Below are 19,187 nucleotides of genomic sequence, written 5' to 3'. Positions count from 1 at the left end.
TAGGCTTGCCTCAGTAGAGGATAGGAGCCGCAGCATGACCCGTGCCGCGATCGCGCCCGGGTCCGCCGTTCCGGCCCCGGTCCGCCGACGCCGACGTGTGCTCGGCCTCCTGCTGCTCGCCCTCGCGCTGGGGCTCGCACTGGTGGCCAGTGTGGCCATCGGCGCCAAGCCGGTCCCGCTCGGCGACGTGTGGCACGCGCTGACCGCCCCGACGGGCAGTGAGAACGACCTGATCGTGAACTCGCTGCGGATCCCGCGGACCATCCTCGGCCTGCTGGTCGGCCTGGCGCTGGGCATCGGCGGCGCGCTGCTGCAGGGCCACACCCGCAACCCACTGGCCGATCCCGGCCTGCTCGGGGTCAACCAGGGCGCGGCGTTCGCGGTGGTGCTGGCCATCTTCACCTTCGGCTTCACCGACCTGTTCACCTTCGTCTGGTTCGGCTTCGCCGGGGCGCTGCTGGCCACCGTGATCGTCTTCGCCATCGGCTCGGCGGGCACCAGCGGCCGCGGCGGGCCGACCCCGGTGACGCTGGCCCTCTCCGGCGCGGCGGTGTCCGCCTTCCTGTACGCGCTCAGCTCGGCGCTGATCCTGCTGGACGCGCAGAGCCTGGAGACCTTCCGGTTCTGGCGCAGCGGATCACTGGCAGGCCGCGATCCGGAGATCATCCTGCAGGTGCTGCCGTTCCTGCTGGCCGGACTGGTGCTGGCACTGGCCAACGCGCCGGGCCTGAACGCGGTCTCCCTCGGCGAGGACGTGGCCCGCTCGCTCGGCCAGCGGATCTGGCTGACCCGCGCGCTGGGCATCGCCGCGGTGACCCTGCTGACCGGGGCCGCGGTGGCCGCCTGCGGGCCGATCGGCTTCGTCGGGCTGATCGTGCCGCACCTCGCCAGGGCCATCACCGGCCCGGACTACCGCTGGCTGCTGCCGTATGCCGGCCTGATCGGCGCGGTGCTGGTGCTGGCCTCCGACGTGCTCGGCCGGGTGCTCGCCCGGCCCGGTGAGCTGCAGGTCGGCATCATGCTGGCGTTGGTCGGCTCGCCGTTCTTCGTGGTGCTGGTGCGCCGCCGGAATCTGGTGAGCCTGTGACCGCCAAGACCGAGCCCCGGGTGCCCGGCCGCCCCGCGCTGCGCCTGGCCGGGGCCTCCTGGACGTTGCGGCTGCGTGCGGTCGCGGTGCCGGTGCTCGGCCTGGCCGTGCTGGTGTTCGTGCTGGCGCTGAACCTGACCCTGGGCGATTTCCCGATCAGCCTTGGCGAGGTCTTCGCCGCGCTGCTCGGCGGCGGGGACGAGGCGCACCGGTTCATCCTCTACGACCTGCGGCTGCCAAGGGCGCTGACCGGCGCGCTGGTCGGCGCCGCGCTCGGCCTGGCTGGCGCGATCACCCAGGCCATCGCGCGCAACCCGCTGGCCAGCCCGGACCTGCTCGGGGTGAGCGCGGGGGCGGGCGCGGGCGCGGTGTTCGTGGTGATGTTCGGCGGCAGCGCCGGCGGGCTCAGCGGCTACCTGGCCGCGGTCGGCCTGCCGATCGCCGCGCTGCTCGGCGGCCTGCTCGCGGCCGCCGTGGTCTACCTGCTGGCCTGGCGGCGTGGCATCGAGGGCTTCCGGCTGGTGCTGGTCGGCATCGGCGTGCACGCGGTGCTGTCCAACGTGACCTTCTGGCTGCTCACCCTCTCCGACGTGGCCGACGCGGGCCGGGCCATGGTGTGGCTGACCGGCAGCCTCAACGCCCGCGGCTGGGACCACGTGCTGCCGGTGGGCATCGCGCTGGCCGTGCTGGTCCCGCTCACCCTCTTCGGCGCGCGCACCCTGGGCGCGCTGCAGTTCACCGACGACACCGTGCGCGGACTCGGCGTGCGAGTCGAGCTGAGCCGCTCGCTGCTGGTGCTGGCCGCGGTCGGCCTGGCCGCGGTGGCCACCGCCTCGGCCGGTCCGATCGAGTTCGTCGCACTGGCCGTGCCGCAGATCGCGCTGCGGCTGACCGGCCTGGCCCAGCCGCCGCTGCTGGCCAGCGCGGTGCTCGGGGCCGCGCTCACGGTCACCGCCGACGTGCTGGCCCGCACCGCCTTCGGCTCGGTCGAACTGCCGGTCGGGATCGTCACCGCGATCCTCGGCGCTCCGTACCTGGTGTTCCTGCTCGTCCGACGTTATCGGGAGGTACGCGGATGACCGCGCTGCCCACAGCCGCCCCAGCGATCCGCCTGGCCGCCAGCGAGCTGACCCTGGCCTACGGCGACAACGTGGTCGTCGACGGACTGGACTTCGAGGTGCTCGACGGCACCGTCACCGCGGTGATCGGCCCCAACGGCTGCGGCAAGTCCACCCTGCTGCGCGCGCTGGGCAGGCTGATCAGCCCGCAGCGCGGGCACGTGCTGCTGGACGGCAAGCGGATCGACAAGACCCCGACACGCGAGGTCGCCAAGGTGCTCGGCGTGCTGCCGCAGACCCCGACCGCGCCGGAGGGCCTCACCGTCGCCGACCTGGTCGCCCGCGGCAGGCACCCGCACCAGTCCTGGTACCGGCAGTGGTCCAGCGACGACGAGGACACGGTGGCCGAGGCGCTGCGGATGACCGGCATGCTGGAGTTCGCCGAGCGCACCCTGGACCAGCTCTCCGGCGGTCAGCGCCAGCGCGCCTGGATCTCCATGGCGCTGGCCCAGGGCACCGATTTGCTGCTGCTGGACGAGCCCACCACCTACCTGGACCTGGCCCACCAGGTCGACGTGCTGGACCTGGTCCAGCGCCTGCACGCCGAGGCGGGCCGCACCGTGATCATGGTGCTGCACGACCTGAACCTGGCCGCCCGCTACGCCGACCGCCTGGTCGCCATGCGGGCAGGCAAGATCGTCGCCCAGGGCCCGCCGGCCGAGGTGCTCACCGAGGACCTGCTGCGCGAGGTCTTCGAGCTGGACGCCAAGGTGATCCAGGACCCGATCGCGGGCACCCCGCTGGTGGTGCCGGTGGGCAGCAGGCACAAGGTCTAAGCGGTGCGGCGCAGCAGCGCGAGGTACTCGTGGTGCTCGCGCAACAGCCCGGCCAGGCCGGGGTGCGGTCCTGGCGGCAACTCCGTTTCGCCGAGCACCAGCCCGGTCAGCGCCAGGCCGGTCCCGGTGAGCAGCAGGGACAGATCGGCCGGGGTGTAGCAGCGCAGGGTCTGGGTGAGTGTGCGCGCCGGGTCCGCGGTGTCCCACCAGGTGTCGGTCGCGGTGCAGGTCACCGGGTCGAAGCTGGTCCGCTCACGCAGTTCGTGCCGGTAGCCCCGGTCCGGATCCGGCAGCAGGTGCTCCTCGTCGCCGTCCCAGCCCGCCCAGACGAACGGGTTGAACACGTCCACCATGGCCACCCCGCCCGGCCGCAGCCAGCCCGCGATCCGGGCCAGCAGCCGCCGTTGATCAGCGTCGGAGCCGACCCCGAAGCCGTTCCAGTAGCAGACCGCGTCGAACCCGCCGGGCAGCTCGATCTCGAAGAAGTCCGCCTGATGGGCGGTGAGCGCGCCCGGTGGCAGGTCCGCGGCCAGTTCCGGCACGGCCAGCGCCCGGTCGCTGATCTCCACCGCGGTCACCGCGTACCCGGCCCGCGCGGTGGACACCGCGGTCGAGCCGTAGCCGGAGCCCAGTTCCAGCACCCGGCCGCGCGCCGGGCCGTGCGCCCGCAGCAGCGCCACCCGGCGTTCGTCCCGCTCGCTCACCCGCGCGTCCGCCGCGGCCCACCACGCGCCGGTCCTGGAGTAGAAGTCCCGCACCCAGTCCACGCCCGCAGTCAACCGGGTCAGGGCTGCGCCAGCACCCGCTTTTCCCGCTCGGCCGCGGACACCCGAGGGCAGGTCACGCAGGCGGTGCCACCGTCGAGGGCGAAGTGGAAGCAGCAGCTCTCCCGGCGCCGGGTCCACACCGTCCGGCCCTCGCCGTGCACCGGGTACAGCCGGGAGGCCGAGGTGAACGGTTCGATCCGCGCCGGCAGCACCAGCGCGGCCTGGGCCACCCCGGCGCCCTCGTCGCCGAACATCCGGCCGGTGTTCCACAGCGCGCTGTCCAGCGCGTCGGTGGCCGCGCCCCAGAGCATGTGCCTGCCCAGCCGGACGGTCGGGCCGTAGGCGGCGACGAACTCGCGGGCGTGCCCGGCGTAGCGCGCCCGCAGCACCCCGGCCAGCGCGGCCTCGTCCCTGACCACGGTGGCCTCCGGCGTGCCTGCCGCCGGGTCGTCCGGCAGGCAGACGAAACCGGCAGAAAGCAGCGCGATCCCATCGGGGTGCCGACGATCACCCGAAAGGCGGAAAGCAAGATCGGCAGGCCGCAGCCAGGGCACCCGGCGCGCGGTGTGGAACAGGATCGCGCCCAGGTAGGCCGGGATCTGCAGGTACCAGGCCAGCACGTACCCGGCGGTGGTGCGGTCCGGAATATTTCCGTCGTGCCGTTCGTTGAGCCATTCGGCGAGGTCCTTGCGCCAGAGGTCGAAGCGGGCCGGATCGGCCAGCAGTTCGGCGCAGTTCCGCCAGGAGTCGTCGGGGGTCCCGAAGCGCACGGTCACGTGCCCGCGCGAGGTGTCGGCACTGGCCAGCGAGTCGGCCAGGGCGCTGCGCGCCAGACGGACGGTCACGCACGGCTCCTCGGTTGTTGGTCAGGCTTGCCTAACCTAACCTAGGGTAAGCGCGTATTGCGCCATCGGGGTGATCTCGTCGCCGGGAGGTGGTTTGTTCGCGCTTAGCGGACACCGCCGATCCGGTGGAATTGTGTCCACCTCACACTCGTTGTGTCGGTCAGTAGCGAGAGTGTGAGAACAGAAGGAAGAAGTCGGGCCGACTAGAGTGGCCCTACGGTGCCGACCCGGGAGTGAGACGCGGGGTCGAGGGCCGCCGGCGCAGCAGTCAGGGAGTGCGAATGTTCGAAAGGTTTACCGACCGCGCGAGGCGGGTGGTTGTCCTGGCCCAGGAGGAAGCCAGGATGTTGAACCACAACTACATTGGCACCGAGCACATCCTTCTGGGCTTGATCCACGAAGGTGAGGGTGTCGCCGCCAAGGCGCTGGAGTCGCTGGGCATCGCCCTTGAGGGCGTGCGCCAGCAGGTCGAAGAAATCATCGGTCAGGGCCAGCAGGCGCCGAGCGGGCACATCCCGTTCACGCCGAGGGCGAAGAAGGTCCTCGAGCTGTCCCTGCGGGAGGCTCTCCAGCTCGGCCACAACTACATTGGCACCGAGCACATCCTGCTCGGCCTGATCCGCGAGGGCGAGGGCGTGGCCGCCCAGGTCCTGGTGAAGCTGGGCGCCGACCTGAACCGGGTGCGGCAGCAGGTGCTGCAGCTGCTCTCCGGCTACCAGGGCAAGGAACCCGCCGAGTCCGGTGGCAGGGGCGAGGGCACTCCCTCCTCCTCGCTGGTGCTCGACCAGTTCGGCCGCAATCTCACCTCCTCCGCCCGCGAGGGCAAGCTCGACCCGGTCATCGGGCGCGAGAAGGAGATCGAGCGGGTCATGCAGGTGCTGTCCCGGCGCACCAAGAACAACCCGGTGCTCATCGGTGAGCCCGGCGTCGGCAAGACCGCGGTCGTGGAGGGCCTTGCCCAGCGGATCGTCAAGGGCGAGGTGCCCGAGACGCTCAAGGACAAGCAGCTCTACACCCTCGACCTCGGCTCGCTGGTGGCCGGTTCCCGCTACCGCGGTGACTTCGAGGAGCGCTTGAAGAAGGTGCTCAAGGAGATCCGCACCCGCGGCGACATCATCCTGTTCATCGACGAGATCCACACCCTGGTCGGTGCGGGCGCCGCGGAGGGCGCGATCGACGCCGCCAGCATCCTCAAGCCGATGCTCGCCCGAGGTGAGCTGCAGACCATCGGCGCCACCACGCTGGACGAGTACCGCAAGCACGTCGAGAAGGACCCCGCGCTGGAGCGCCGCTTCCAGCCGATCCAGGTCGGCGAGCCCTCGCTCGAGCACACCATCGAGATCCTCAAGGGTCTCCGCGACCGGTACGAGGCGCACCACCGGGTCTCGATCACCGACTCCGCGCTGGTCGCCGCCGCCACCCTGGCCGACCGGTACATCAACGACCGCTTCCTGCCGGACAAGGCGATCGACCTGATCGACGAGGCCGGCGCCCGGATGCGCATCCGCCGGATGACCGCGCCGCCGGACCTGCGCGAGTTCGACGAGAAGATCGCCGACGTCCGCCGGGACAAGGAATCCGCGATCGACGCGCAGGACTTCGAGCGCGCGGCCAAGCTCCGGGACGCGGAGAAGCAGCTGCTGGGCCAGAAGGCCGAGCGGGAGAAGCAGTGGAAGGCCGGTGACCTCGACGTCGTCGCCGAGGTCGACGAGGAGCAGATCGCCGAAGTGCTGGCGAACTGGACCGGCATCCCCGTCTTCAAGCTCACCGAGGAGGAGACCTCGCGTCTGCTCCGGATGGAAGACGAGCTGCACAAGCGGATCATCGGCCAGTTCGAGGCGGTCAAGTCCGTCTCGCAGGCGATCCGCCGTACCCGCGCCGGTCTGAAGGACCCGAAGCGCCCCTCCGGCTCGTTCATCTTCGCCGGCCCGTCCGGTGTGGGTAAGACCGAGCTGTCCAAGGCGCTGGCCGAGTTCCTCTTCGGCGAGGACGACGCGCTCATCCAGATCGACATGGGCGAGTTCCACGACCGCTACACCGCCTCGCGGCTCTTCGGCGCGCCCCCCGGGTACGTCGGCTACGAGGAGGGCGGTCAGCTCACCGAGAAGGTGCGGCGCAAGCCGTTCTCCGTGGTGCTCTTCGACGAGATCGAGAAGGCGCACCAGGAGGTCTACAACACGCTGCTCCAGGTGCTCGAGGACGGCCGCCTGACCGATGGTCAGGGCCGCACGGTGGACTTCAAGAACACCGTGATCATCTTCACCTCGAACCTCGGCACCCAGGACATCTCCAAGGCCGTCGGCCTCGGCTTCACCGCGAAGGTCGGTGAAGGGTCGAACTACGACCGGATGAAGCAGAAGGTCAACGACGAGCTGAAGAAGCACTTCCGCCCCGAGTTCCTCAACCGGATCGACGACATCATCGTCTTCCACCAGCTCACCGAGGAACAGATCATCCGCATGGTCGACCTGATGATCAACCGGGTGGAAACCCAGCTCCGCAACAAGGACATGTCGCTGGAGCTGACCCCGAACGCGAAGAAGCTGCTGGCCAAGCGCGGGTTCGACCCGGTGCTGGGCGCGCGGCCGCTGCGCCGGACGATCCAGCGGGAGATCGAGGACCAGCTCTCGGAGAAGATCCTCTTCGGCGAGATCCAGCCTGGGCAGATCATCATCTGCGATGTCGAGGGCTGGGACGGCGAGGGTCCGGACGACAAGGTGAAGTTCACCTTCCGCGGTGAGGCCAAGCCGACCCGCGTGCCGGACGCGCCGCCCGTCGACCTGGCCGGTCCGGCCGGCGGTGACGAGCCCGAGTCGGGCACCGGCACCAACGGCTGATCCGAGCGCACGAGCAGAAGGGCAGGGCACCACTGGTGTCCTGCCCTTTTCGCGTGTGCCGACCCCCGCGCGGATGATCAGGCACTCTGGTGGGGTGAGCTATCCGCGGATCGAGGCAGACACGACGCCGCTGACGCGTCGGCCCGCACCGCCCCGGCCGCCGGAACCGGCGGAACCCAAGCGGCGGCGGCGTGGCGGGAAGTTCGCCGGGGTGACGCTGTTGCTGCTGGCCCTGCCGGTCATCGCGCTCACCGGGTTGCGCGCGGCCGGCTTCGACCAGCAGAAGCACGCGGCCGCCGCGATCGCGCTGACCCCGTACGCGCTGCCGGCCGCGGCCCTGCTCGCGGTGCTCACGCTGCTGTTCCGGCGCTGGCTGCTGGCCATCGTGCTGGTGCTGTGCACGGTGCTGCTGGCCTTCATCGTGCTGCCGAGGGCGTTCGTGAAGGCGCGGCCGATCGCGGTCGGCGCGCAGGTCCGGGTGCTGTCGGTGAACCTGCTCTTCGGCCGGGCCGATCCGGCGTTCGTGGTGAACCTGGTGCGCAACACCAAGGCCGACGTGCTCAGCCTGCAGGAACTCACCCCGGAGTCGGTGACCGCGCTGGCACAGGCCGGGCTTGACCAGGAGTTGCCGTTCCGGGTGCTGGAACCGGCCGCCGGGGCCGCGGGCACCGGCATCGCCTCCCGGCACCCGTTGTCCCGGATCGTGCTCGGCCGCCCGCCGGCGCCCGGCGCGTTCGCCCAGCCCGCCGCGCTGGTCAACCTGCCCGGCCCGCGCAGCCTGGAGATCATGGCGGTGCACCCGCGCATCCCGGTCGGCCCCGAGGGCGCTGACCCGTGGCTGCGGGATCTGGGCACGCTGCCCGAACCCCGCACCGAGGGCCCGGCCCGGGTGCTGGCCGGGGACTTCAACGCCACCCTTGACCACTCGCCGCTGCGCCGCCTGCTCGGCCAGGGCTACCTGGACGCCGCCGACCAGGCGGGCGCCGGACTCACCCCGACCTGGCCGGGGGTCGGCGCCGGGCTGATCCCGCCGCCGGTGACCCTGGACCACGTGCTGGTGGACCAGCGCTGCCCGGTGGACCGCTTCGACGTCTTCGAGATCCCGGGCAGCGACCACCGCGCGATCCTGGCCACCCTCACCGTGCCCAGCGCGGGTCCCTAGATCAGCTCATCCAGCTGTTGCAGGGCGTCCAGGCAGGTCAGCGGCAGGGCGATGCCGCGCCCGTGCCGGAGTTGTGGCTCCCGCGGGTTGATCCGGATCAGTCCGCCGCCCGCCGCGCTGGCCAGTTCGGCCTGCCGTCGCACGGTGGGCACGGCCTGACCGGCGCCGATCTCGACCACCACCAGGTTCGCCCCGCGCAGTTCCCGCCGCCAGCGGGTGTAGTCCGCCAGCTGGGCCTGGCTGCGCCGCCCGGCCCAGTCGTAGTCGCCGAACATCAGGATGTTCGGCCGGGCCAGTCCGCCGCAGCCGGGACAGCCCGGCAGTTCGCCGACGGCCCGCATGGTGTCCGGGTCGACCTCGACCTGGAGGTCCGCGGCCGGCCAGATGTCATCCGAGCAGCCGCCCGCGCACTGCAGCCAGTGGATCGAGCCGTGGCATTCGGCCACCCGGTCAAAACCGGCCAGCTGGAACTGGCCGTCCACGTTGGAGGTGAACACCCACTGCCCGCGCGGCCGGGACTCACCCCACTTGCGCAGCAGGGCGAACCCGGCATGCGGCACGGTCGCCCGGTACAGCGCGATCCGGTGCCCGTAGAAACCCCAGGCCAGCGCCGGATCCTCGGCGAAGTGCACCGGGTCGGCCAGCTCCTCGAAGCGCAGGCCGAGTGCCGCATACGGCGGATAGGCCCGCCAGAAGCCCGCGTCACCGCGGAAGTCCGGCAGGCCGCTGTCCACGCCCATGCCCGCGCCCGCGCACACCAGCAGCGCGTCCGCGCCGCGCAGCAGCTCCGCGGCGCGGGTGAGATCAGTCCTGGACGCGAGGTCCGGCACTGAGCACGACCTCGAACTCCAGCAGGCTGGACCCGGTGCCGACCGGCTTGGCCCGCTCACCGGAGTGCGCGGCCTTGGCCGAACCGTTCATCCATGCCTGGAAGTGCTCTTCGGTCTCCCAGCGGGTGTAGATGAAGTAGCGCTGCTCGCCCGCCTTCGGGCGGAGCATCTCAAAACCGAGGAAACCCGGCTCGCCCTCCACCGCGCCCAGACGCGCGGCGAACCGCTTCTCCAGCTCCGCGCCGGAGCCATCGGGTACCTCGATCGCATTGATCTTCACAACGGCCATGCGGCCAGCCTAGCCTGACCGGCATGCGTGACGGCGTGCTCGACTTCGGTGGCGAGGGACCGGGAATCCTGTTGCTGCACGGGCTGATGGGCCGGGCCAGCACCTGGTGGTCCACCGCCCAGTGGCTGCGCCGCTACGGCCGGGTGGTGGGCTTGGACGCCCGCGCGCACGGCCGCGCCACCAGGGACAAGCCCTGGCGCACCGAGACCTTCGCCGACGACGCGGCCGAACGGATCCGGCAGCTGGAGCTGGGGCCCGCGATCGTGATCGGCCACTCCATGGGCGGCCTGCACGCCTGGGCGCTGGCCGCCCGGCATCCCGAGCTGGTGCGGGCGGTGGTCTCCGAGGACATGGCCCCGGACCAGCGCGGCAAAAGTGTCGAGGACTGGCGGGACTGGTTCGCGGCCTGGCCGATGCCGTTCCAGTCACTGGCCGCGGTGCGTGAGTTCTTCGGCGCGGACCGGACCGATGTCGGCGACTACTTCATCGAGTGCTTCGAGGAGACCCCGGACGGCTACCGGCTCACCGCCGATCTGGCGGACCTCTACGAGATCGCCGCGGAATGGGGCGAGCGTGAGTACTGGTCCTTCGTCGAGGCGGTGCGCTGCCCGCTGCTGGCCATCGAGGCCGGGTACTCGGGCATGCCACCCGGCCAGATCGCCGAGGTGGCCCGGCGGGCCCAGGACGGCCGCTACTTCCTGGCCGAGGGGGCAGGGCACGTCGTGCACTACGAGGCCCCCGAGCTGTACCGGGGCGCGGTGGAGGCTTTTGTCAGCGAGGTGCTGGGCCGCTAGGCGGACCACAGTTCGTCGGCCTCGCCGGTGCGGGTGTCCACCACACCGATCGCGGCCACGTTCGCCCGGATCGGCTCGTACGGGTGCAGCGCGGTGAATCCGGCGGCCAGCTCGGCCCCGGTCACGCCCTGCGCGAGCGTGCAGTGCGGCACCCAGGACCCAGGCAGGTAGTAGGCCGAGGGGTGCTTGACCCGTCCGGCCAGCACATCGTGCACGGCCGAGTGCACCGCGAGCAGTTCGGCGTCCACCACCGCGGCCAGCATCAGCACGTTCTCGCTGGTGGCGAAGGCCCCGACATTGTGCAGCCAGAGGCCGGGCATGGACAGTAGCGCCAGGTCCGCGCGCAGTTCCGCCCTGGCCCTGGCCGGGATCTGCGCGGCCACCGCCAGCGAGACGTGCGGCTGGTGCCGCCGGTGGGTCAAGGTGGCCAGGCTGGGCGCCCCGGCCTGCTCCAGCCTGCGCCACAGCCCGCGCACCGCGGTGTCGGCCTCGGGGTCGAAGAACATCTCCAGAGCGTCAGCCACTCGCGCATCGTGCCGCACGTGACCTACTAGGAAAATCGGAGCACACTGATCGCGGCACATTCCATCTGGCCCACCTGGAGCCGTCATGAACACCGTGCTGTGGATCCTGCAGATCGTGCTCGCCGCCGCCATGCTCGGCGCCGGCGCGGCCAAGCTCAGCCAGGGCCGCGAGAAGCTACTCGACAAGATGTCCTGGGCGGAGTCCTACTCCGACCCGGCCTTCCGGGGCATCGGCGCCGTGGAGGTGCTCGGCGCACTCGGCCTGATCCTGCCCGCGGTCACCGGCATCGCGCCGATCCTGGTGCCGGTAGCCGCCACCGGACTGGCCATCACCATGCTGGGCGCGGTGCTCACGCACGTCCGGCGCAAGGAGTTCGGCCAGCTCGCGCCCTCGGCGGTGTTCCTGGTGCTGGCCGTGGTCATCGCCTGGGGACGGTTCGGCCCGTACCCGCTCTGACCCCGCCCCGGCCGGAGACGCTGCGGAAACACCCGGTCGGCGACCCTTGGGGCCATGCGGGTTCCGAGGGCCGAGGACGCACTCGCCGACACCGTCGGCGGCTTCAACCTGGGCGCTGACGACTACCTGGCCAGGCCGTTCCGCTTCCCCGAGCTGGTGGCCAGGGTCCGCGCTCCGCGGTGCCGCGCCCAGGACCGGTGTTCGCCGGTCCTGGACGCGGACGGGGTCCGGCCATGACCATCCGCACCCGGATCACGCTGCTCTACGCGGGCACCGCCACCGCGCAGCGCCGCTTCGCCGCCAACGTCGCGCACGAGCTGCGCACCCCGCTGGCCACCGGCCGCACCCTGCTGGAGGTCGCCGCCGCACACCCGGAGCGCTGCGACCTGCCGGAGCTGCGCACCGTGAACGAGCGCGGCGCCGAACTGGTGGACGCGCTGCTCGACCTGGCCCGCGCCGGGCACGGCCTGACCAACCCGGTGCCCACCGACCTGGCCGTGGTCACCGCACAGGCCCTGGCCAACCTGGACCCCGGCGGCCGGGCCAGCGTCACGGTGGCCGACGGCAGGCTCACCGTGACCAACACCGGCCCGCTGATCCCGGCCGAGCTGACCGGGCGGCTGTTCGAGCCGTTCGTCCGCTCCGCCGGGCGTACCAGGCCTGCCGGGCACGGCCTGGGCCTGACCATCGCGCGGGCGGTGGTCACCGCGCACCACGGCACGATCACCGCCAGCCCGAACCCGGACGGCGGCCTGACCGTGGACGTGCGTTTCTAGCCCTCGCCAGGTAGCGCGAACAGGCCGTTGTCGGTCTGCTCGACCAGGCCGTCCACCAGCAGCGAGTGCAGGCACCGGTCCCGTTGCCCTGACTCGTCCCAGGCCGCGTCCAGCGCCGCCCTGGACACCGGCCCCGGCGCGCCACGCAGCACGTCCAGCAGCCGCCCGCGCACCTGCCGGTCGGTGCCGGCGAACTTCTGTACCACCTTGGCCGGACCCGCGTAGGCCGGTCGCCCGGCCCGCTGCCAGGCGCAGTCGGCGTAGACCGGGCAGGCCGCGCAGCGCGGGGTCCTGGCCACGCACACCACCGCGCCCAGTTCCATCAGCGCCGCCGAGTACCGGGCCGCCCGCGCGGGTTCGCGCGGCAGCAGCACCTCGACATCGGCCAGGTCCCTGGTGGTCGAAGGTGGTCCGGCGTCCGCGGCCCCGTGCACCGCGCGGGCCACCACCCGGCGCACGTTGGTGTCCACCACCGGGGCGCGCTGCCCGTAGGCGAAGGCGGCCACCGCCCGCGCGGTGTACGCGCCGATCCCGGGCAGGCCCAGCAGGGTGTCCACGTCCGAGGGCACCACATCGCCGTGCTCGGCCGCGATCGCGGTGGCCGCGGCGTGCAGCCGCAGCGCCCGGCGCGGGTAGCCCAGCTTGCCCCAGGCCCGCAGCACCTCGCCCTGACCGGCCGCGGCCAGCGCCGAGGGCACCGGCCAGCGCGCCATCCAGTCCAGCCAGATCGGCTCCACCCTGGCCACCGGGGTCTGTTGCAGCATGACCTCGCTGACCAGCACACCCCAGCCGGTGCGGTCGGGGTCCCGCCAGGGCAGGTCGCGGGCGACCCGGTCGAACCAGCCGAGCACGGCCCCGGGATCCAGGGAAGAAACAGTCGCCATAGCGTGCACAATCCTCGCACCTGCCCCGGACGCGGAGGAAACATGGCCACCCGCTCTGCCCCACCCTCGGACAACCTGCTGGCCAGGATCGCGTTGCGGTTCACCGCGTTCACCGAACGCTGGCTGCCGGACGCCTTCGGCTTCGTGCTCGTGGGCACGATCATCGTGCTGCTGCTGGGCCTGGCCACCGGTCAGTCGCCGACCGCGCTGATCGACGGCTGGGGCAAGGGCGTCTGGAGCCTGGTCACCTTCACCCTGCAGATGGCGATGATCATCATCGGCGGGTACGCGCTGGCCACCGCCCGGCCGGTGGCCAGGGTGATCGCCTGGCTGGCCACCATCCCGAAGACGCCGCGGGCGGCGATCACCTTCACCGCCGCGGCCTCGATGATCACCTCGTACCTGAACTGGGCGTTCAGCCTGATCTTCGCCGCGATCCTGGCCAAGGAGATCGCCCGGCTGGTGCGCGGGGTGGACTACCGGGCGCTGGGCGCGATGGCCTTCCTCGGCCTGGGCACGGTGTGGGCGCAGGGCCTGTCCGGCTCGGCCGCGCTGCAGGTGGCCAGCGCCGAGTCCAGCCCCAAGGCGGTGCAGGAGGTGATCAAGGCCGGGCGCGGCACCGGGCTGATCCCGCTCACCGACACCATCTTCCTGTGGCAGGGCATCGTGGCCACGCTGATCGTGTTCGTGGTCGCGGTTATCACCGCCGCGCTGATCGCGCCCTCCGGTGAGCGCGCCAAGACCGCCGCCGACCTGGGCATCGAACTGAAACCGCTGCTCGCCCCGGCCGAGGCCGAGCCCAAGGGCAGACCGGGGGACTGGCTGGAGCGCAGCCCGGTGTTCTCGGTGCTGATCTTCGCCATCGGCGCCTGGTACCTGGTGCGGCACTTCGTCAACGCCACCGGCAGCCCGCTCAACGCGCTGGACCTCAACACCATCAACCTGATCCTGCTGCTGCTCGCGCTGATCCTGCACTGGCGGCCGTACCGGCTGGTCGCCGCGGTGCGCGCGGGCGCGCCGGCCGCGGCCGGGGTGCTGCTGCAGTTCCCGCTCTACGGCGGCATCTTCGGCATGATCGCCTTCACCGGTCTGTCCGCCACCATCGCAGGCTGGCTGGTGGACATCTCCAACCCGGTGCTCTACCCGGCGCTGATCGCCATCTACTCCTGCGTGCTGGGCGTGTTCGTGCCCAGCGGCGGCAGCAAGTGGGTGATCGAGGCCCCGTACGTGCTGGACGCGGCCAACCAGCTCCAGGTGCACCAGGGCTGGATGGTGGTGGTCTACGACCTGGGGGAGGCCAGCGCCAACCTGCTCCAGCCGTTCTGGATGCTGCCGACGCTGGCCGTGCTCGGACTCAAGGCCCGCGACATCATGGGCTACACCTTCGCGATGTTCCTGGTCTGCTTCCCGACCGTGCTCATCGTGGTGACCCTGTTCGCGCGGACCTTGTCCTTCCCCTAGATGACCTCGTGCAACAGCGCGGTGGAGACGTCGTAGACGAAGCCGCGGACCTGGTCGGTGTGCAGCAGGAAGGGGCTGCGCCGCACTCGCTGCACGGACTGCCGGACGCTGTCCTTGACCTCGCGGAAGGCCTCCAGGGCCCACGGCGGGCGCAGGCCGGTCGTGCGTTCCAGCTCGTCCTTGAAATCGTCCTCGGTGAAGGTCGCCAGGCCGCAGCTGGTGTGCTGCATGACGATGATCTCCTGGGTCTCCAGCTTGCGCTGGGAGATCGTCAGCGAGCGGATCATGTCGTCGGTGACCACGCCACCGGCGTTGCGCAGGATGTGCGCCTCGCCGTGCCGGAGGCCGAACACGTCGAACACCTTGATCCGGGCATCCATACAGGTGACGATCGCCAGGTGCAGGGAGGGCTTCGGAGAGGGGATCTCCGGGTGGCCCAGTTCGCCTGCGACGGCGTTGCGCTGGAGCAGTTCGTCGATCGCGGTCATGACACACTCCTCAAGGCACGACAGCATCCGGGTGTCTGAGGGGGTTGCCCTACTCCCTTGATGAGAACCCGAGGATGTGAACAGGGCAAGACTCGTTTGAGGAAACTCACGCGTCCGGTCCACTCTTGGTTGCGCACGCAACACGCCCGAACGGTCCAACGGCCAATTACGTCATTCGGAGCAACCGGGGCGTTACCGTCTGCATGTGCTGGATCCGGTGGGACCTCACCCGCCGTCGGTGTACTGGCGCCGGCGCGCGGTAGCCCTTGGCGCGTTCGTGCTGGTCTTACTCCTCGGAGTGTGGGCGGTCGGCCTGGCCTTCGGCGGGAGCGAGGACACCGAACGCGAGCTGGCCGAGCTGCGGGCCGCCGCGGCCGCGCGCAGCCTGGCCGCGACCGGCACGAGTGCGCCGGGCAGTCCCTCGGCGCTGCCGCCGCCGAGCAACCCTGGTCCGCCCCCTGACCAGCCTCCGCCACCACCCCCACCACCGCCGCCCCCTGGGCCGCCGCAGCCCTGCCCGAACCAGGTCACCAAGGTCACCGCCGAGGTCGGCGCGCCCGAGTACCGGGTGGGTCAGCGGCCGGAGTTCCGGCTGGTGGTGACCAACACCGGCCCGGTGCCGTGCACCCGCGAACTGGATCCCCGGGTGCAGGAGATCCTGGTCTTCGGCCTGGACGGCGCCCGGCTGTGGTCCAGCAACGACTGCTACCCCGGCCGCAACCCGGATCTGCGCACCCTGGAACCCGGCGGCATGGCCGTGTTCCGGCTGGCCTGGCACGGCCGCACCTCGGCGCCGACCTGCGCTGGCAAGCGCAAGGCCGTGCTCGCCGGGGAGTACACCGTGGTGGCCAAGGTCGACGACCTGGCCAGCCCACCGGCTCCGTTCCGGCTGCGCTGATCAGCCGTAGCGGTCCACGATCGAGGATTCGGCCAGCCGGGACAGTCCCTCGCGGACCATCCGGGCCCTGGTGTCGCCGACCCCGTCCACGGTCTGCAGGTCGTCCGCGGTGGCCGCGAGCAGTGCCTGCAGCGAGCCGAAGTGCTCCACCAGCCGGTGCTGCACCGGCGCGGGCAGCCGCGGCACCCTGGCCAGCAGCCGGTACCCGCGCGGGCTGACCTGGCCGTCCAGCGACTCCGGTCCGGCCGGGAAGCCGAAGGCGGCCGCGATCGCGGCCACGTTCAGCAGTTCGGTGCCGTCCAGCGCGTCCAGCGCGGCCACCACCGCACCGGTGCTCGGCGCGCCCGGCTCCTCCACCAGGTAGTCCATGATCACCAGCTCGCGGTCCAGCTCGACCCCGCCGACCAGCTCGTCGAGCTGCAGCTCGATCAACCGGCCGTCCGCGCCCAGCTCGACCACGTGCCAGCCGATCTCGTCCGCGATGCGCTGCACCATCTCCAGCCGCTGCACCACGGTCATCGCGTCCTTGAGCGTGACGAAGTCCTCGATCTCCAGCGCGGACAGCGCCTGCGCCACCTCGTCAAGGCGGGCCTTGTACCGCTCCAAAGTGGACAGCGCCTGGTTCGCTCGCGACAGGATGGTGGCCGAATCGGTCAGCACGTGCCTGCGCCCGTCCACGTACACGCTGACGATGCTCATCGACTGGCTGACCGAGACCACCGGGTGTCCGGTCTGGATCGCGGTGCGCTCGGCGGTGCGGTGCCGGGTGCCGGACTCCTCGGTCGGGATGGTCGGATCCGGCACCAGCTGCACGTTGGCCCGCAGGATCTTGCCCGCGTCGGTGGAGAGCACCAGCGCGCCGTCCATTTTGGACAGCTCGCGTAACCGGGTGGCGCTGAACTCCACGTCCAGCCGGAAGCCACCGTCGCAGATGGACTCCACCGCCTCGTCGTGGCCGAGCACGATCAGCCCGCCGGTGCGGCCGCGCAGGATCCGCTCCAGGCCGTCCCGCAGCGCCGTGCCGGGCGCGAGCCGGGCCAGGGTAGCCCGCACCAGCTCCGACTGCGTCCGCTCGCTCACGATGCCCCTCCTGCCCGATCCGACACCGGAGTCTACGTTCGGCCACGAACGCGTGAACGCCTCGACCTCCGGCGGACAACACAGGTTGTGAGGACGATGACCGAACGCCGGGCCGGGGCGCCGCCCCCTGCCGAGGCCGAGCACCCCGACCTGTCGTGCCCGCAACCGGCCGCGGTGTTCGGGCGCCTGTTCGACGCGCACGCCGCCGCGCTGCACCGCTACCTGGCCCGCCGGGTGGGCGCCACCGCGGCCGATGACCTGGTCAGCGAGACCTTCCTGGTCGCGCTGCAACGGCGGCACAGCTACGACCCGGCCCGCGCCGCGGTGCGTTCCTGGCTGTACGGGATCGCCACCAACCTGCTGCGCGGCCACCTGCGCGCCGAGGTCCGCGGCTACCAGGCCACCGCCCGCGCGGCAGGCGCCGACCGATCGCAGGAGGACGGTCACGACGGGCGCGTCGCGGCCAGGGTGGACGCCGAGACCGCCACCCGCGGCCTGGCCGCGGCACTGGCCGGACTGGCCCCCGGCGACCGGGACGTGCTGCTGCTGACCTCCTGGGCGGGCCTGGACTCCACCGAGGTGGCCCACGCCCTGGACATCCCGGTCGGCACCGTGCGCTCCCGGCTGCACCGGGTCCGCCGCGGCCTGCGCGCCCAGACCACCAACCCCAGCGAGGAGGACACCCGATGACCGAGCACCGCCTGTGCGGCGAGGACGAACTCGACGCCGCCCTGGACCGGCTGCGCCCGGAGGTGTCCCCGGCCCCGGAAGCCCTGGCCGCCGCCCGCTCCCGGCTGCTGACCGCGGCCCAGACCCCGGCTCCGACCGCGATCCCGGCCCAGACTCCCGCTCCAGCCCAGCTCCCGGCTCCGGCCCGGCCGCGTCGTGCCGCCCGGCGCTGGCTGGTGGCGGCCGCCGCGGTCGCGCTGGTCAGCACCGGCGCGCTGCTGGCCCAGCCCTTCTCCGGCGGCGGGACGGCCGACGCCCGGGACGTGCTGGCCACCGCCGCCAAGGCCGGTGACGGCGACCGCCCGCTGCACCCCGGCGAGTACCGCTACGTGCTCACCCGCTCCTGGGACGCCGCCAGCTGGGACCGCGACGGCAAGACCTACAGCTACCTGGAGGAAACCCTCCGCGAGACCTGGATCCCCTTCGACGAGAACGGCGAGTGGGTGCGGCGGGAACGCCTGACCGGCAACCGGCAGTGGACCCTGGGCGTCAGCGAGGCCGGGTACCGGGCCGCCGGGCTGCCGCTGGAGCCCACCGGCCAGGTCACCGAGAAGCGGGCCCCGCGCGGGGAATTCAGCCAGGCGGGTGAGCTGACCCGCTGCGAGCAGGCGCCCTGCCCGATCCTGCCGCCCGAGGCCGTGCACGCCCGCGACCGCGCCGGTGCCTGGCACAACCCCACCCAGAGCTGGCAGAACGCGCTGCCGAGTGATCCGCAGGGGCTCTACGCCGCACTGCGTGCGCCCGATCCGGCGGGCATCGGCGAGTCCGTGGCGCTGGACAACGCCCGCGCCGCGCTGCGCACCGGCAGGCTGCGCACCGAGGTCCGCAACCGGGTCTATGCAGCCCTGCGCCTGTTGCCCGGCATCAGGATCAAGGACCACGCGGTGGACCTCGGCGGCAGGCACGGCGTCTCACTCGGCGTCGAGGACGACCGGACCGGCACCGAGATCATCATCGAGCCGTCCTCCGGCCGGTTCCTCGGCGAGCGCACGGTGGTGCGCCAGGACAGCGCGTACTACCCGAGGGGCACCGCCATCGAGCACAGCACGGTGAGCACGGCCATCGCAGCTCAGGCGGGGATTGCGCCGTCCCGGTGAGCAATGGGTGACCGCGCGTGACACACCCCAGGGGGGAGGGGGTATTGTTACCGCGTTCACTCCTCAGCCATCGAGTTGGTGGACACGAAATCAAGTGTTGTGGCCAGTCGGGATTCGGGGTCCGGGCTGTGCTTGCTGGAAGAGGGCCCGCACACCGCTCGGGGCGGTTTCAAGGGGTCGTTGCAACACCGCTGTGGTTTAGGCGGTGAGTAGATCACGCAGACGCTCGGCTGGGGTGGCCCAGCCGAGCGTTTTGCGTGGACGGCCGTTGAGTTCCTGAGCGACGTG

General features: G+C 71.8%; 21 protein-coding genes. 13 read left to right on the top strand and 8 right to left on the bottom strand.

The window, feature by feature from the left end; translation table 11 throughout:
- The first annotated feature begins 34 nt into the window (after nt 1-34).
- From ACTOWY_RS42330 to ACTOWY_RS42320, 3 genes are read left to right on the top strand one after another with little or no spacing between them, the layout of a single operon-like run.
- Nucleotides 35-1,087, top strand: coding sequence for a FecCD family ABC transporter permease (locus tag ACTOWY_RS42330; protein ID WP_441315229.1), 1,053 nt, complete (start codon nt 35-37; stop codon nt 1,085-1,087).
- The gene (locus ACTOWY_RS42325; protein ID WP_441315228.1) at nt 1,084-2,166 is read left to right on the top strand and encodes a FecCD family ABC transporter permease; all 1,083 of its coding nucleotides are present in this window, start codon (nt 1,084-1,086) and stop codon (nt 2,164-2,166) included. Before ACTOWY_RS42330 ends, ACTOWY_RS42325 begins: the two co-directional genes overlap by 4 nt.
- Entirely contained in the window at nt 2,163-2,981 is an 819-nt protein-coding gene (locus ACTOWY_RS42320; RefSeq protein ID WP_247761309.1) for an ABC transporter ATP-binding protein, read from the top strand. The genes ACTOWY_RS42325 and ACTOWY_RS42320 overlap by 4 nt, the downstream gene beginning before the upstream one ends.
- Here the strand turns inward: ACTOWY_RS42320 and ACTOWY_RS42315 are convergent.
- Together ACTOWY_RS42315 and ACTOWY_RS42310 are read right to left on the bottom strand one after the other, a co-directional pair.
- The gene (locus ACTOWY_RS42315; RefSeq protein WP_441315227.1) at nt 2,978-3,748 is read right to left on the bottom strand and encodes a class I SAM-dependent methyltransferase; all 771 of its coding nucleotides are present in this window, start codon (nt 3,746-3,748) and stop codon (nt 2,978-2,980) included. The two genes, ACTOWY_RS42320 and ACTOWY_RS42315, sit on opposite strands and share 4 nt — an antisense overlap.
- Nucleotides 3,749-3,765: 17 nt before the next feature.
- Nucleotides 3,766-4,593, bottom strand: a complete 828-nt coding sequence (locus ACTOWY_RS42310) for a (2Fe-2S)-binding protein (protein WP_441315226.1) — start codon at nt 4,591-4,593, stop codon at nt 3,766-3,768.
- A gap of 281 nt (nt 4,594-4,874) precedes the next feature.
- Here ACTOWY_RS42310 and ACTOWY_RS42305 point away from each other — a divergent pair, with 281 nt between their 5' ends.
- Nucleotides 4,875-7,430, top strand: coding sequence for an ATP-dependent Clp protease ATP-binding subunit (locus tag ACTOWY_RS42305; RefSeq protein ID WP_441315225.1), 2,556 nt, complete (start codon nt 4,875-4,877; stop codon nt 7,428-7,430).
- A gap of 94 nt (nt 7,431-7,524) precedes the next feature.
- Nucleotides 7,525-8,592, top strand: coding sequence for an endonuclease/exonuclease/phosphatase family protein (locus ACTOWY_RS42300; protein WP_441315224.1), 1,068 nt, complete (start codon nt 7,525-7,527; stop codon nt 8,590-8,592).
- On the opposite strand, the gene ACTOWY_RS42295 is transcribed toward ACTOWY_RS42300, so the two are convergent.
- Complete coding sequence (locus ACTOWY_RS42295) at nt 8,589-9,422, bottom strand: SIR2 family NAD-dependent protein deacylase (RefSeq protein ID WP_441315223.1); 834 nt, start codon at nt 9,420-9,422, stop codon at nt 8,589-8,591. The two genes, ACTOWY_RS42300 and ACTOWY_RS42295, sit on opposite strands and share 4 nt — an antisense overlap.
- Nucleotides 9,397-9,711 (bottom strand): antibiotic biosynthesis monooxygenase family protein, encoded by a 315-nt coding sequence (locus ACTOWY_RS42290; RefSeq protein WP_441315222.1) that lies wholly within the window; start codon nt 9,709-9,711, stop codon nt 9,397-9,399. The genes ACTOWY_RS42295 and ACTOWY_RS42290 overlap by 26 nt, the downstream gene beginning before the upstream one ends.
- Before the next feature lie 23 nt (nt 9,712-9,734).
- Between ACTOWY_RS42290 and ACTOWY_RS42285 the strand changes: the two genes are divergently transcribed.
- Nucleotides 9,735-10,505, top strand: a complete 771-nt coding sequence (locus ACTOWY_RS42285) for an alpha/beta fold hydrolase (RefSeq protein WP_441315221.1) — start codon at nt 9,735-9,737, stop codon at nt 10,503-10,505.
- Here the strand turns inward: ACTOWY_RS42285 and ACTOWY_RS42280 are convergent.
- A complete protein-coding gene (locus ACTOWY_RS42280) occupies nt 10,502-11,029 on the bottom strand; it encodes a 2'-5' RNA ligase family protein (protein ID WP_441315220.1) in 528 nt (175 codons plus the stop codon). The genes ACTOWY_RS42285 and ACTOWY_RS42280 overlap by 4 nt on opposite strands.
- A gap of 85 nt (nt 11,030-11,114) precedes the next feature.
- Between ACTOWY_RS42280 and ACTOWY_RS42275 the strand changes: the two genes are divergently transcribed.
- The 3 genes from ACTOWY_RS42275 to ACTOWY_RS42265 are packed head-to-tail and all read left to right on the top strand — an operon-like array spanning nt 11,115 to nt 12,262.
- Nucleotides 11,115-11,486, top strand: coding sequence for a DoxX family protein (locus tag ACTOWY_RS42275; protein WP_441315219.1), 372 nt, complete (start codon nt 11,115-11,117; stop codon nt 11,484-11,486).
- 54 nt (nt 11,487-11,540) lie between these two features.
- Complete coding sequence (locus ACTOWY_RS42270) at nt 11,541-11,723, top strand: hypothetical protein (RefSeq protein WP_441315218.1); 183 nt, start codon at nt 11,541-11,543, stop codon at nt 11,721-11,723.
- Nucleotides 11,720-12,262, top strand: coding sequence for a sensor histidine kinase (locus tag ACTOWY_RS42265; protein WP_441315217.1), 543 nt, complete (start codon nt 11,720-11,722; stop codon nt 12,260-12,262). The genes ACTOWY_RS42270 and ACTOWY_RS42265 overlap by 4 nt, the downstream gene beginning before the upstream one ends.
- Here the strand turns inward: ACTOWY_RS42265 and ACTOWY_RS42260 are convergent.
- A complete protein-coding gene (locus ACTOWY_RS42260) occupies nt 12,259-13,146 on the bottom strand; it encodes an A/G-specific adenine glycosylase (protein WP_441315216.1) in 888 nt (295 codons plus the stop codon). The genes ACTOWY_RS42265 and ACTOWY_RS42260 overlap by 4 nt on opposite strands.
- Before the next feature lie 42 nt (nt 13,147-13,188).
- On the opposite strand from ACTOWY_RS42260, the gene ACTOWY_RS42255 reads away from it, so the two are divergent.
- Nucleotides 13,189-14,607: a short-chain fatty acid transporter gene (locus tag ACTOWY_RS42255; protein ID WP_441315215.1), complete on the top strand. Its 1,419-nt coding sequence runs from the start codon at nt 13,189-13,191 to the stop codon at nt 14,605-14,607.
- Here the strand turns inward: ACTOWY_RS42255 and ACTOWY_RS42250 are convergent.
- On the bottom strand, nt 14,604-15,095 hold the full coding sequence (locus ACTOWY_RS42250) for a beta-class carbonic anhydrase (RefSeq protein WP_185001324.1): 492 nt from the start codon (nt 15,093-15,095) through the stop codon (nt 14,604-14,606). The genes ACTOWY_RS42255 and ACTOWY_RS42250 overlap by 4 nt on opposite strands.
- Nucleotides 15,096-15,333: 238 nt before the next feature.
- Between ACTOWY_RS42250 and ACTOWY_RS42245 the strand changes: the two genes are divergently transcribed.
- Nucleotides 15,334-15,993 (top strand): hypothetical protein, encoded by a 660-nt coding sequence (locus ACTOWY_RS42245; protein WP_441315214.1) that lies wholly within the window; start codon nt 15,334-15,336, stop codon nt 15,991-15,993.
- Here ACTOWY_RS42245 and disA read toward each other — a convergent pair whose 3' ends face one another.
- Nucleotides 15,994-17,073 carry a DNA integrity scanning diadenylate cyclase DisA gene (disA, locus tag ACTOWY_RS42240; RefSeq protein WP_441315213.1) on the bottom strand — a complete coding sequence of 360 codons (1,080 nt, stop codon included), beginning with the start codon at nt 17,071-17,073 and terminating at the stop codon, nt 15,994-15,996.
- A 96-nt stretch (nt 17,074-17,169) separates the two neighbouring features.
- On the opposite strand from disA, the gene ACTOWY_RS42235 reads away from it, so the two are divergent.
- Nucleotides 17,170-17,763 carry an RNA polymerase sigma factor gene (locus ACTOWY_RS42235; RefSeq protein ID WP_441315212.1) on the top strand — a complete coding sequence of 198 codons (594 nt, stop codon included), beginning with the start codon at nt 17,170-17,172 and terminating at the stop codon, nt 17,761-17,763.
- Nucleotides 17,760-18,899 carry a hypothetical protein gene (locus ACTOWY_RS42230; protein WP_441315211.1) on the top strand — a complete coding sequence of 380 codons (1,140 nt, stop codon included), beginning with the start codon at nt 17,760-17,762 and terminating at the stop codon, nt 18,897-18,899. Before ACTOWY_RS42235 ends, ACTOWY_RS42230 begins: the two co-directional genes overlap by 4 nt.
- Nucleotides 18,900-19,187: the final 288 nt, after the last annotated feature.

Origin of the sequence: Crossiella sp. CA198, from assembly GCF_052078295.1 — a bacterium.
Lineage (GTDB): Bacteria > Actinomycetota > Actinomycetes > Mycobacteriales > Pseudonocardiaceae > Crossiella.
The sequence above is the reverse complement of the archived record's forward strand: the minus strand, read 5'-3'. Positions and strand labels throughout refer to the sequence as shown.